This is a genomic window from Streptosporangium sp. NBC_01469, from assembly GCF_036227305.1.
In the GTDB taxonomy this organism is placed as follows: Bacteria; Actinomycetota; Actinomycetes; order Streptosporangiales; family Streptosporangiaceae; genus Streptosporangium.
Map to the genome: position 1 here is coordinate 3,680,264 of NZ_CP109465.1, position 12,430 is coordinate 3,692,693.

The 12,430-nt window shown below is 68.8% G+C and carries 14 protein-coding genes; 8 read left to right on the plus strand and 6 right to left on the minus strand.

Annotation, left to right across the window (positions count from 1 at the left end):
• Positions 1-32: 32 nt before the first annotated feature.
• The 4 genes from tsf to OG587_RS16650 all read left to right on the plus strand — a co-directional run bounded on the left by tsf (position 33) and on the right by OG587_RS16650 (position 3,522).
• The gene (gene tsf / locus OG587_RS16635; RefSeq protein ID WP_329091287.1) at positions 33-866 is read left to right on the plus strand and encodes a translation elongation factor Ts; all 834 of its coding nucleotides are present in this window, start codon (positions 33-35) and stop codon (positions 864-866) included.
• A gap of 50 nt (positions 867-916) precedes the next feature.
• A complete protein-coding gene (gene pyrH, locus OG587_RS16640; protein ID WP_386160956.1) occupies positions 917-1,684 on the plus strand; it encodes a UMP kinase in 768 nt (255 codons plus the stop codon).
• A gap of 354 nt (positions 1,685-2,038) precedes the next feature.
• Entirely contained in the window at positions 2,039-2,596 is a 558-nt protein-coding gene (frr, locus tag OG587_RS16645) for a ribosome recycling factor (protein WP_329091290.1), read from the plus strand.
• A gap of 56 nt (positions 2,597-2,652) precedes the next feature.
• Entirely contained in the window at positions 2,653-3,522 is an 870-nt protein-coding gene (locus tag OG587_RS16650; protein ID WP_329091291.1) for a phosphatidate cytidylyltransferase, read from the plus strand.
• A 61-nt stretch (positions 3,523-3,583) separates the two neighbouring features.
• Here OG587_RS16650 and OG587_RS16655 read toward each other — a convergent pair whose 3' ends face one another.
• Entirely contained in the window at positions 3,584-4,657 is a 1,074-nt protein-coding gene (locus tag OG587_RS16655) for a suppressor of fused domain protein (protein WP_329091292.1), read from the minus strand.
• A gap of 72 nt (positions 4,658-4,729) precedes the next feature.
• On the opposite strand from OG587_RS16655, the gene rlmN reads away from it, so the two are divergent.
• From rlmN to OG587_RS16670, 3 genes are all read left to right on the plus strand, one after another.
• Positions 4,730-5,854: a 23S rRNA (adenine(2503)-C(2))-methyltransferase RlmN gene (gene rlmN, locus OG587_RS16660; RefSeq protein WP_329091294.1), complete on the plus strand. Its 1,125-nt coding sequence runs from the start codon at positions 4,730-4,732 to the stop codon at positions 5,852-5,854.
• Between the two features lie 329 nt (positions 5,855-6,183).
• The gene (locus tag OG587_RS16665; RefSeq protein ID WP_329091295.1) at positions 6,184-6,756 is read left to right on the plus strand and encodes an RNA polymerase sigma factor; all 573 of its coding nucleotides are present in this window, start codon (positions 6,184-6,186) and stop codon (positions 6,754-6,756) included.
• Positions 6,753-7,439 carry a hypothetical protein gene (locus tag OG587_RS16670; protein WP_329091297.1) on the plus strand — a complete coding sequence of 229 codons (687 nt, stop codon included), beginning with the start codon at positions 6,753-6,755 and terminating at the stop codon, positions 7,437-7,439. Before OG587_RS16665 ends, OG587_RS16670 begins: the two co-directional genes overlap by 4 nt.
• A 405-nt stretch (positions 7,440-7,844) precedes the next feature.
• On the opposite strand, the gene OG587_RS16675 is transcribed toward OG587_RS16670, so the two are convergent.
• The 4 genes from OG587_RS16675 to OG587_RS16690 all read right to left on the minus strand — a co-directional run bounded on the left by OG587_RS16675 (position 7,845) and on the right by OG587_RS16690 (position 11,194).
• On the minus strand, positions 7,845-8,426 hold the full coding sequence (locus OG587_RS16675) for a dihydrofolate reductase family protein (protein ID WP_155355973.1): 582 nt from the start codon (positions 8,424-8,426) through the stop codon (positions 7,845-7,847).
• Positions 8,427-8,491: 65 nt separating this feature from the next.
• On the minus strand, positions 8,492-9,337 hold the full coding sequence (locus tag OG587_RS16680) for a helix-turn-helix domain-containing protein (protein WP_443075623.1): 846 nt from the start codon (positions 9,335-9,337) through the stop codon (positions 8,492-8,494).
• A 403-nt stretch (positions 9,338-9,740) separates the two neighbouring features.
• Positions 9,741-10,805, minus strand: a complete 1,065-nt coding sequence (locus tag OG587_RS16685) for a hypothetical protein (RefSeq protein WP_329091303.1) — start codon at positions 10,803-10,805, stop codon at positions 9,741-9,743.
• A complete protein-coding gene (locus OG587_RS16690) occupies positions 10,802-11,194 on the minus strand; it encodes a PadR family transcriptional regulator (protein ID WP_329091304.1) in 393 nt (130 codons plus the stop codon). Before OG587_RS16690 ends, OG587_RS16685 begins: the two co-directional genes overlap by 4 nt.
• 14 nt (positions 11,195-11,208) lie before the next feature.
• On the opposite strand from OG587_RS16690, the gene OG587_RS16695 reads away from it, so the two are divergent.
• Positions 11,209-11,574 (plus strand): hypothetical protein, encoded by a 366-nt coding sequence (locus tag OG587_RS16695; RefSeq protein ID WP_329091306.1) that lies wholly within the window; start codon positions 11,209-11,211, stop codon positions 11,572-11,574.
• Between the two features lie 623 nt (positions 11,575-12,197).
• On the opposite strand, the gene OG587_RS16700 is transcribed toward OG587_RS16695, so the two are convergent.
• Entirely contained in the window at positions 12,198-12,428 is a 231-nt protein-coding gene (locus tag OG587_RS16700) for a hypothetical protein (RefSeq protein WP_329091308.1), read from the minus strand.
• Positions 12,429-12,430: the final 2 nt, after the last annotated feature.

The window sequence follows — 12,430 nt, forward strand, 5'->3', positions numbered from 1 at the left end:
CGATCCACGACGATTCCCACGAGGAAAAGACAATGGCTTCCGTGAACATGGCCGACGTCAAGCGGCTTCGTGAGCTGACCGCCGCCGGCATGATGGACTGCAAGAAGGCTCTCGAGTCGTCCGAGGGCGACTTCGACCGCGCGGTCGAGATCCTCCGCCTCAAGGGCGCCAAGGACGTCGGCAAGCGTGAGGCCCGCACCGCCTCCAACGGCCTGGTCGCCCTGAAGCAGGAGGGCGACTCCGCCGCCGCGCTGCTGGAGCTCAACTGCGAGACCGACTTCGTCGCCAAGGGCGAGCGTTTCCAGGAGCTCGCGGCCCAGGTGGTCGACCACATCCTGGCCACCAAGCCGTCCGACGTGCCCTCGCTGCTCGACTCCGAGCTCGCCGGCAAGAGCGTCAAGGCGCACCTCGACGAGGCCAACGCCGCGCTCGGCGAGAAGATCGAGATCCGCAGGTTCGCCGTGCTCGAGGGCGGTTTCATCGGCTCCTACATGCACAAGACCGACCCCCAGCTTCCCCCGGCGGTCGGCGTGCTCGTGCAGCTCGACTCCCTGAACGCCGACGTCGCCAAGGACATCGCGCAGCACGCCGCCGCGATGGCCCCGAAGTACCTCAGCCCCGCCGAGGTCCCGGCCGACGTCGTCGAGAAGGAGCGCGCGCTCTTCGAGGAGATGACCCGCGAGGAGGGCAAGCCCGAGGCTGCCATCGGCAAGATCGTTGATGGCCGGATCAACGGCTGGTACAAGGACTTCACCCTCCTTGAGCAGTCCTTCGTCAAGGACAACAAGAAGTCGGTCGCGAAGTTCGCGGGCGAGAATGGTGTCAAGGTCCAGGCCTTCGTCCGCTTCAAGGTCGGCCAGGCCTAATCCCTGACATCCGCTCTTCAAGCAGAGCATCAAACGAGGAGGCCGCCGCCGTGCAGGAGAATCCAGGACCCGCTACGCCGGCGGTTTCTTCGTACTCGGACCCGCTTCGCTGGAAGCGGGTGATGTTGAAGCTGTCCGGCGAGGCGTTCGCCGGCGGCGAGCCGCTGGGCATCGACCCGGGCGTCGTGGGCCACCTCGCCGACTCGATCGCCGAGGCCGTCCGCGGTGGCGTGCAGGTCTCGGTGGTCGTGGGCGGCGGCAACATGTTCCGGGGCGCCGCCCTGTCCGAGCGCGGCATGGACCGCGCGAGGGCCGACTACATGGGCATGCTCGGTACGGTCATCAACTGCCTGGCCCTCCAGGACTTCCTGGAGAAGCGGGGCATCGACACCCGCGTCCAGACGGCGATCACCATGCAGCAGGTCGCCGAGCCGTTCCTGCCCCGCCGCGCCATCCGCCACCTGGAGAAGGGGCGCGTGGTCATCTTCGGGGCCGGGCTCGGCTCGCCGTTCTTCTCCACCGACACCTGCGCCGCGCAGCGAGCGCTGGAGATCGGCGCCGAGGCGCTGCTCAAGGGCACCCAGGTGGACGGTGTCTATGACGCCGATCCTCGCAAGAACCCCGACGCCGTCCGGTTCGACCATCTCGAATATGGTGAGGTGCTGACCCGTGGCCTCGGGGTCATGGACGCCACCGCCATCAGCCTGTGCATGGACAACAGCCTTCCCATCGTGGTCTTCGACCTCATGGGTGAGGGCAACATCCTGCGGGCGGTACGCGGTGAGAAGATCGGCACGCTGGTGAGTCCGGCCCGGTAACGAGCCGGTGTGGCAACAGGGCCGGCACGGTGACAGGACCGGTACGGCAACGGGAGCGAGCCCGACGCAGCGAGTGGAGTGGTACGCGAGGTAGGAGCGTCCCGCGAAGCGAGTGAGGAGTGGTGAGCGACCAGAGGACAGGGAGCGAGCCCGACGCAGCGAGTGGAGTGGTACGCGAGGTAGGAGCGTCCCGCGAAGCGAGTGAGAAGGGGCGCGTGACCGAGAAGACAGGGTGCGAACCTGACGTAGCGAGCCGAGCGGTACGCGACCGTGGAGGTCCAGTGGGCCTCCGGCGTGATGGCGTCCCGCGAAGTGCGTGAGGATGGGGAGTGACCGAGAAGACAGGGAGCCGCTGTGATCGACGAAACCCTCCTCGAAGCCGAGGAAAAGATGGACAAGGCCGTGTCGGTGGCGAAGGACGACTTCGCGGGCATCCGCACAGGTCGTGTCACCCCGTCGATGTTCAACAAGATCAGCGCTGAGTACTACGGGACACCCACCCCCATTCAGCAACTCGCCTCGTTCCACGTGCCCGAGGCACGCATGGTCATCATCCAGCCCTTCGACAAGGGCTCGATGGCCGCGATCGAGAAGGCGATCCGCAACTCGGACCTCGGTGTGAACCCCGGTAACGACGGAGTGGTGATCCGCGTGGCCTTCCCCGAGCTGTCGGAGGATCGCCGCAGGGAGTACATCAAGGTCGCTCGGAACAAGGCGGAGCACTCCAAGGTCTCCATTCGCAACATCCGTCGCAATGCCAAGGAGACCCTGGACAAGCTGATCAAGGATGGCGAGGCCGGTGAGGACGAGGTGCGCCGGGCGGAGAAGGAGCTCGACGACCTCACCCAGAAGCATGTCGCCAAGATCGACGAGCTGCTCAAGCACAAGGAATCCGAGCTGCTTGAGGTCTGAGCCATGATCCTTGTCCCGCGCGGGCCGTCCGTGCGGGACAAGGATTTTGTGTATGTATGAAAGTAGGACCCCCTGTGGAACCCGTGGCGGGCAGTAGCCGTACCGGCCGGAATCTCCCCGTCGCGGTGGCGGTGGGGCTCGCCCTGGCGGCGGTCATCATCGCCTCCCTCTATTTCGTGAAGGTGCTCTTCCTCGCCGTGGTGGTCGCGGCGGTGGGCATCGGCGTGACGGAGCTGGTCCGGTCGTTCAAGGCCAGAGGCACCAACGTCCCGCTGATCCCGGTTCTGGTGGGCATGGCCGCCATGCTGGCCGGCGCCTACTGGGGCGGGGATCTGACCGGCTCCGTCTGGGGCGGGGCCGCCTGGCTGGTCGGCGTCTTCGCGATGACCGTGCTCGGGCTGATGATCTGGCGGATGTTCCTGGGCACCGAGAACTACGTCCGCGACACCGCCGCGACCATCCTGGTCGTCGTCTACCCCTCCCTGCTCGTCGGGTTCGTGGCGCTGCTGCTCGCCAACCCCGACCAGGGCCCGGACCGGGTGGTCGTCTTCATCGCCACCACCGCCGCGAGCGACATCGGCGGGTATTTCGCCGGGATCTCCCTCGGCAGGCACAAGATGGCCCCGGTGATCAGCCCGAAGAAGACCTGGGAGGGCTTCGCCGGGTCGGCGCTGGCCTGCATGGCGGTGGGCGGCTGGTTGGTGGCGTGGCTGCTGGAGGACGACATCTGGAAGGGCGTCCTCATCGGCGCGGTCGTGGTGGTCTTCGCCACGCTCGGTGACCTGGTCGAGTCGGTGATCAAGCGCGATCTCGGCGTCAAGGACATGGGCAGCGTGCTTCCCGGTCACGGCGGCATGATGGACCGCCTCGACTCCCTCGTCGCCGCGCTGATCCCGGTCTGGATCCTGCTCACCCTGCTGGTCTGACCTGGCCTTACCTGGTCTGACCTGCCGGTCCCATCCACCCGTGAGGTCCCGTACGGCCCGGTCATCCCGCTTCGGTGAGCCGGGTCGCGGACAGGCGCGGGAGCACCGCCCGGTATCCCCTGGCCGAGACCAGGCTCAGCTCGTCCGGGGTGATCGGGACGAGCCAGAGCCACTGCACGGAGTCGCCGCCGAAGGAGAAGCCCGACAGGTCGGGCAGTCCCGGCAGCCCGGTCAGCATCATGACGCCGCCGTAGGCGGAGCCGAGCGGGAAGGTCTCCGGCCGGTGGTACCACTTGGCGGTGTGGCCGTGGCCCAGCCAGGTGACCGAGTGCCACGGGTACTGTCCCAGCCACAGGAACAGCCGGGCCGCGTCGCGGGCGTCGCCGGGGGAGGCGACGGCGAGCTCCACCCGGGCGTACGCGTCCGGCCGGTCGATGTACTGCTCGACGGTGGGCATCCGCTGGCAGCTCATCCCGACCGTGGACAGGATCGTGTGCTCCCTGTCCCGTTCCGGCGGGCGTTCGGTGATGCCGACCGTGGGCATCCGCTCGCCCCCCGCGTCCCAGAACCTGCCCGCGGTGCCGACCTTGCGGTCCAGGTGGCCCATCACGAACTGCTGGAACGAGGCCCAGGAGCCGTCTCCTCCGCGCCACTCCCAGTAGGCGCGGGCCTTGGAGATCCGGGAGGCCAGACCGTCGTGGGCCTCCTCCAGCGACCAGGCGAACGGGGACTCGCCCAGCGCGTCGCGGGAGTAGCCGGGCATTCCCCGGCTCATGTCCGCCCACCCAGGAATGACCGCGAGCAGCTCGTCGTTCTCGTACAGGGCGACGCCGTCGCCCTCCTCGAACCACAGTGATCGCAGCGCGCCCAGCGGGCCTCTGCCGTCGGGGTGGCGGGTGTTCGCCCGGGGGGCCATCGGCGGCAGTTCGGAGTTCAGGCGGTCCGGGTCGATCCCGTCCGGGGCCGGGCCGTGGTTGGCCAGCCAGACGGCTCCGTGCACCGTTCCCCCCGGCCCGCACAGGTAAGCTACCGAGGAAGTCTCGTCGCGTTCGACCACCAGGGTGCGGCTTCCGTAGGGATTGACGTCGGTGAGCACGACCTCGACGCGGTCTCCCGTGGGGCGGTTTGTCGCCATACCTCCGGACTCTAGATCACTGTCGGGCACCGCTTCGAGCATTCGCGTAACCGTTGAGAGAAGGCGTTGGACTTGTCGACCGTCAGCCCGCCCGGGACCCCCGTACCCGGCCAGCTCACCTTCGTGGCGCCGCGCCGGGGCAAGCCCGCCCGTCACCTGGCCGACCTGACCATGGCCGAGCGCCGGGCGGTCGTCGCCGAGCTGGGCGAGAAGCCGTTCCGTGCCGATCAGCTCTCCCGGCACTACTTCGAGAAGTTCAACGGCGATCCCGAGCTGATGACGGACCTCCCGGCCGCGGCCAGGGAGAAGTTCGCCGCCGCGCTGTTCCCCAGTCTGCTGACCTCGGTCAGGGAGATGACCACCGACGCGGGCACCACCCGTAAGACGCTGTGGCGTCTCTTCGACGGCGCGCTGGTCGAGTCGGTCCTGATGCGCTACACCGACCGGACGACCATGTGCGTGTCGTCGCAGGCCGGATGCGGGATGAACTGCCCGTTCTGTGCCACCGGCCAGGCGGGCCTCACCCGCAACATGAGCACCGCCGAGATCGTCGAGCAGGTCGTCGCCGGGGCCCGCGCGCTCGCGGCCGGTGAGGTCCCGGGTGGTCCCGGGCGGGTCAGCAACGTGGTCTTCATGGGCATGGGCGAGCCGCTGGCCAACTACAAGGCCGTGATCGGCGCCGTCCGCCGCATGGTCGAGCCCGCCCCCGACGGCCTGGGCATCTCCGCTCGTGGCATCACCGTCTCCACGGTCGGCCTGGTCCCGGCCATCGGCAAGCTCGCCGCCGAGGGCCTGCCGGTGACGCTGGCGCTCTCGCTGCACGCGCCCGACGACGAGCTCCGCGACACGTTGGTGCCGATCAACACCCGCTGGAAGGTCGCCGAGGTCCTCGACGCGGCCTGGGACTACGCGGCCACGACCAAGCGCCGGGTCTCCATCGAGTACGCGCTGATCAAGGACATCAACGACCAGGAGTGGCGCGCCGACCTGCTCGGCAAGCTGATCAAGAACAAGCTGGTGCACGTCAACCTGATCCCGCTCAACCCGACCCCGGGTTCGAAGTGGACCGCCTCCCGCCCGGAGGACGAGCGGGCCTTCGTTCGCCGCCTGGAGTACCACGGCGTGCCGGTGACGGTCCGCGACACCCGAGGCCGCGAGATCGACGGCGCCTGCGGCCAGCTCGCCGCCGCCGAATAACCCTTTACCGTACGGCTGCGCCCCCCCGAGGCGCAGCCTGCGGCCACCTCGCCGCCGAGTAGCTCTCCTACCGTACGGCTGCGCCCCCCGAGGCGCCGACCGCCGCCCCGGCGCACCCACCCGGGGCGGCGCTCCCCGGCCGCCACACGCCCCCGCCGCATCGCCGACCGGCCCGGCGTGGCCCGTCCGGGTCCTCATCCGTTCCGGGGCATGACCTCAGCCCCCAAGGAGTGCGCGTCGACGGGCTGACTCATCCGTTCATGTAACGCTTTGTCGGTCTCCTTCCAAGCAGTGGTGTATTCGGGAGGACGACGAAGGGAACATGGCCGGTGCGCCTCAAACAGACGGGGTTGGCGGAGATCTCCACCGACCCCGAGGCTTTCGAAGCCTTCTACCGGCGCCACGTCGAAGCGGTCACGCGATTTCTGGCCCGGCGAGTGGACGACCCCCACACGGTGGCCGACCTGGTCGCCGAGGTCTTCGTCGCGGTGCTCGACTCGGCGCACACCTACCGCTCCGGCCTGGGCAGTGAGATCGGCTGGCTGTACGGCGTGGCACGCAACACCCTGTCCGCCGAGCGGCGGCGGGCGGCACGTGAGATGCATCTCGCCAGCAGGATCGGCGGACGCCGGCTCCTCGACGCGGACGACCTGACGCGTATGGAGGAGCGGCTGGACGCGGAGAGCACGGCCCGGCGGGCCTTCGAGGCCATGGCCGGACTGCCCGAGAGCGAGCGCGCCGTCCTGGAACTGGTCGTCGTCGACCAGCTCTCCGTGGCGGAGGCGGCTACGGCGCTCGGCATCCGGCAGGGGACCGCCAGGGTCCGGCTGCACCGCGCCCGTCAGTCACTGCGCCACGTTCCCGGCGTCATCCCTCCCACGGTCATGGAAGGACTCCGATGAACTTCGAGGAGAGACTGCTCATGGAGCTCAAGACAGAGATCGGCGAAAGGGCCGCGCGGGGGCCGGTCCGTTCGAGGCCGCGCCGCCGCCTGCTGGTAGGGGTGGCGGTCGCGGGCATCGCCGCCGCGGCGCTGGTGGCGGTACCGCTGGTGACGGGGTCGGAGAACCCGGCGTACGCGCTGACGCAGGGCGACGACGGGTCGATCACACTGAAGATCAAGGAGTTCCGCGACCCCGACCAGGTCGAACAGGATCTGGCCGACCTGGGGGTGGCGGCTGACATCTCCTACCTCAAGCCCGGAACGTGGTGCGCCCCGGGGCGGTTCACGGGCCTGGGGGAGCCGACCTTCACCCCTGAGGAGTTGAAGAGCACGGACCCCGCCGTCAAGGCACGGATGAGGAAGGCGCTTGAGGCCTCGCCCTCGGAGAGGGTGCACGACAGGGTTCCCGGCGGGGTGAAGATCTACCCGAAGGAGATCAAGCCGGAGCAGCGCGTGGTCATGCAGTTCGCCGAGAACGCGGACCAGACCTCGGGGCCGGAGAAGCCGAGAGCGCTCTGGCAGTACTCCATCCAGCTCACCGAGGGCCCCGTCAAACCGTGTACGGTCGTCGAGGACCCGTCCTGGGACGCACCCCTCGACCCGGTGAAGAACCCCGAGGCGTTCCCGCCCGCGGGTAGCTGACCTTTCCGCTCCCCAGGGCCCGGGGTGTCGGTAAGACTCGTGCAGCCAGGTACACGCGATTGAGTTCGCCCAGTTCAGCGGTGGCCCTACTGATCGGTGGGGATGGAGGTCCGGGCGGTGCCGGCCAGGAGCGGGATCTCGCGGGAGGTCTCGCCCTTGCCGGAGCGGACGATGACCTTGCCTTTGCGCGCCGAGAGCGGGACGTCGTCGTCCAGGGCGACGAGTTCGGCGATCCGGACGCCGGAGTAGAACAGCAGCCGGCCGATGGCGCGGTCGCGGGCGAGGGGGCGGCGTTCGACGGCGCGCAGGTAGCGCTTCTGCCGGCGGGCGTCCAGGGCGCGGGGCGCGAGCTTGGGGGCGTCGTCGCGGCGGACGACGGCGGGGCCGAGTCCGAGCTCAGATCGGTCAACGGCGCACCCGATAGCGCAGGTGAAGCACCCGGTTGCCCTGAATCACCACGTCAGGATCCTCCAACAGGTGCTGCGCGTCGACCGACCCGAAGTAGCGCTTGCCGGACCCGAACACCACGGGTACGACGTCCATGCGCACCTCGTCGACCAGACCCGCGGCAAGCACCTGGCCACCGACGTCGCCAGCGGCGACCTCGACCAAGCGGTCACCCGCAAGCTCCTGCGCCTTGGCCACGGCTGCCTCGACGCCGTCGACGAAGTGAAACGGCGCCTCGGGGTCCCAGCCCTCGGGCATCGGCCGGTGTGTCACGACGACCACGTGGTCGATCCCGCTCGGAGGCTTCCCGTCCCAGCCGTCCGTCAGGTCGAAGACGTGGCGGCCGGCGATCGTGACTCCGATCTGGTCCCAGTACGCCCGGGTGTAGTCGTAGGACGTCTGCGACACCTTCAGCTCGCCGCTCTCGTCCAACGGGACGTCACCGCTGGACAACCAGTCGAACAGCGGTCCGGGCTGGTCATTCTCGTCCGCGACGAAGCCGTCCACCGACACCGAGCTGTACATGACCACCTTGCCCACGGGGCTCTCCTCTACTTTGGGGTGCCCCAAATTAGCGTGTCGTGAGCTGTCGCTCTTGTAAGAAATCAATCGGCCGGCAGCGGCCAGCCGTCCAGCACGTGGCCGGGATGTTCGCGCAGGAACCGCCGCCGGACTTCGACGTACCGGGTCGGCGTGAGCCCGGTGAACGCCCGGAACTCGTGGCCGAAGTGGGCCTGGTCGAAGTAGCCCGCGCCACCGGCGAGGTCGCCCCAGTCGATCGGTCCGGCGGGGTTGATCGCGAACACGGTGGCGGTGAAGCGGTAGGTGCGGGCCAGCCGCTTCGGCGTGACGCCGATGAGCTCCTTGAACCGCTGTGCCAGATGAGTGCTGCTGACACCGGCTGCCACGCTCAGGTCGCCGATCGCCACCGCCCCGCTGGTCGCCGCGATGACGCTGCTCGTATGGCGGACCAGCCCCAGGCCGGCGGTCTCGCACAGCCGTCGCATCAGCTCCTCCTCGAGCAGCGTCAGCATCTCGTGCGGTCCGGCCGCGGTGGCCAGCCGGTCTCGCAGCTCAGCAATGGCGGGCCGGCCCCAAACCTGCTCCAGCGTCACCGGCCGGTCACACAGCTCGGCCGCGGGCATCGGCAGGAACGGCGCCAGCCCCCACGGCTTGACGTGCACGCCGACTGACCGGGTCCCCGGCGGATAGCCGAACTCGAAGGCGCGGGTGGGCATGGTGACCACGCAGCCGTCGGCGTACTCGGCCGTCTCGATGTCGGTGCCGGCGCGGATGCGGAACGGCGCCCCGAGGTTGACGATGAGCAACGCCGACGGACTCGGCGGCAGCGTCAGCCGGGCGTACGGCGGCGCACCCTCCAGGTAGTAAAGGTCGTCGATCAGCCCGTCCAGCGGCGGTCGCGGCACTCTGGACACGTACTCCACGCCCACAGTATCGCCGACGCCCCGCTGGCCCGACAGCTGATCCAGCTCGTCCCCGACCAGCGTCCAGTTCCCAACGAGCTCGTTCTCGTCCAGCACACGCGCCACGCGGCATCCGGCTCTCTCGCGAAGCGGTCAGCCAAGCCGCCGCATACCCCGCGAATCCGCACCAATACTGGCCGCAGCCGATCATCTACGTCGGGCGATCCCGGAAAGATCCCGTAACGGTCCGTCAGTGGCATCGCTGACCTGGGCGAACTTAATCGCGTGTACCTGGCTGCACGAGTCTTACCGACACCCCGACCCCTGGAGAAGGCGCCCGGGGCCGGCTCGCCGCCGCCGAGTGGCTCCGGTGGCCGGTCACGCCGTACGCCGAAGCCGTACGCCACGCCGGTCAGCCTGGTCAGGCCGGTCAGCGGTCTTCGGGCCGTTGATCGGAGGGGAACGGCGGGGGCACCGGGGGGAGGGCGGGCATCGCCCTGACCGCCAGGCCGGTGAGCGCCAGCCCGCACAGCAGCACCGCGACGAGCTGGCCGATGTTCACGGCCGCCATGGTGCGGGTGGCGGGGTCGACGGCGTCGAAGGTCAGGTGGGAAACGTGGGCGAGCAGCACCGGCACGGACAGGATGGCCAGCGCCAGTGGCAGGGCGGGACCACGCCCGCCCCCCGGAGCCCACGGACGCGTCCCGAACAAGAACGCGCTCGCGACCAGGAGCGCCAGGCAGGCCAGCCCCGACGTGTCCAGCCAGGGCCACACCCATGACCAGAGCCGCCAGTCGATGGTCCGCGCCATCCCCAGCGAGCTCAGCACGTTCATGATCGCGTACAGTGGGACGCCGACGACGACGGGCAGGACGGCCGTCCACCGGGGGTGGCGTGCCTGCGGCGCGTCACGATGGAATCCGGCCATCAGGGAGAGAACGGGAACCGCGAACAGGAAGCCGTACACGAGGTTCTCACTCCTGAACGCGCTCCCGCCCTGGAGGATGGGGCTGTAGAACAGCGCGAGGGCGAGCAGTGCCAGGATCTTCGCGATGCGCGGGTGGCCGCGGACCAGCGAGGCGAAGGCCGAGATCCACAGCAGATAGCCGAGCGTTTGCACGATGTCCCACAGTCGCCGTGCCGACTCGGTGCCGCCGAGGGCGGCCTGGTCGGCGGCCCCGTAGAACCTCAGGAGGCTCAGGAGCCAGACGCAGCTCACCGCCGCGTGGAAGAACAGCCCCAGCACGGCCACCAGGCGGACCGCGTCGCCCCAGGCGAGGAAGCGTGGCGCCGCGCCGACGCCCCCCAGACGCACCCGCACCGACAGGGCGGCCACGCTGGCGATCTCCGACCAGCGCGGCCGGGGGTTGTCGGCGTCGGAGAGGCCGCCCGCCCCCTCCACGAAGGCGCAGACCATCTCCTCCTCGCGTTCGGCGCGGTAGGAGGCGGGCAGCAGGCGCAGCACGTGTCGGTAGCGGTCTTCCAGAAGGCTCACGCCAGACCTCCCGCGTGCCGGACGCGCAGCTGCTCGCGAGCGCTCCAGACGTGCAGCCGCTCGTGAGTGCTCCTGACGCGCAGCCGCTCGCGAGCGCTCCGGACGTTCTCGGCCAGGCGTGCGGCCTCCGCCTCCAGGGCCTGTGCCCCGGACTCGGTGAGCCGGTAGTAGCGGCGCAGCCGCCCCTGCTGTGCCTCCTCGCGGTCCAGCACCACCAGCTCGTCGGCGGCCAGCCGGTCCAGCACGCCGTACAGCGTGCCGATCTTCAGCTGCACCCGCCCTTCGGACAGCTTCTCGACCTCCTGCACGATCCCGTAGCCGTGCCGTGGAGCGTCGACCAGCGCGGTGAGGACGAGGAACGCGGGTTCCGTCATCGTTCGTTGGCTCATAGGTGCAATATATCGTGGAAGACAGGATATTGGGCGAGCCAGATCGAGGGAAATTTAGCCGCGTCCGCGATCCAACAGTCAGCGGCGGGGCGACCATTCCGTCAGCGACCCAGCGACCATTCCACCAGCGACCCAGCGACCAACCTGTCAGCAACCCGTACCGGACCGAGGAGAAGGTGGAGGTCGACGCCGTTCTGGAGAGTCTTCAGGGGCGTGTGGTCGGCGTGAAGGTGAAGGCGTCGTCGACGGTGCGACCGGACGACTTCATGGGACGGCACCTGGCGGCCCGGCTCGGCGACGATTCCGCAGTGGGAATCGTCCTCTACACGGGGGGACGCAGACGCTCCCGTTCGGTGACCGCATGCGCGCCATGCCGGTGAGCGCCCTCTGGGAGGTCACCGCTCCGCAGGGGTAGCTGTTCGACGATCGCTCAGGCTTCGGGAGAGACGGAACGGCCTTCGCCCTATTTTCCTGATCATGAAGTTTGCAGCGAACCACCGGGGTATTCTGCACAACCGAAGGTTCACTGCAATTTCCCCGGGATCGGTCGCAGCTATAGGTCAGCTGAGCTGCGACTTTACCTTGGGGTCCTCATCGCCCTTTCGAGGGTTCGCAACGCCGAGTGCAGGAAATCACGTCGAGCCGGTCGAGGCGTCCTCATCGCCCTTTCGAGGGTTCGCAACAAGGTGGCGGCGACGATCCAGACGTGGTCTTCGGAGGTCCTCATCGCCCTTTCGAGGGTTCGCAACGGAGCTCCACCGGCCTGCACTCGGATGGGCTGGCCGTCCTCATTGCCCTTTCGAGGGTTCGCAACCGGCCGGGAACGTACTCGTACACCTGCACGATCCACGTCCTCATCGCCCCTTTTGAGGGTTCGCAACATCGGGATCGGCGTGATCACGCCGACGCATCCGCTCGTCCTCATCGCCCCTTCGAGGGGGCGCATGGCAACCTCAGCTGGGTGTGATGGCTCAGGGGTTCCGCTGTCGCGCCTGGCTGCGGGTCACGGCATCGGGATCAACGGCACGCGTCGCCAGGGCTGGTTTTCCAGTTGTGTCTCCTCTTCCAGGTTGCGGGCCAGTTCCCTCACGGTCGCTCCGCAGCGGACGTTGCACAGGCCGTGCTCAAGTCCGTACGCCGACATGTTGGTACGCCGTACGGCGTACCAACCGCCTCCGGTGCCTTCGGAGATGGTCCAGGTCTGCCCGTAGCGGGTTATCAGTTCTCTCGACATCC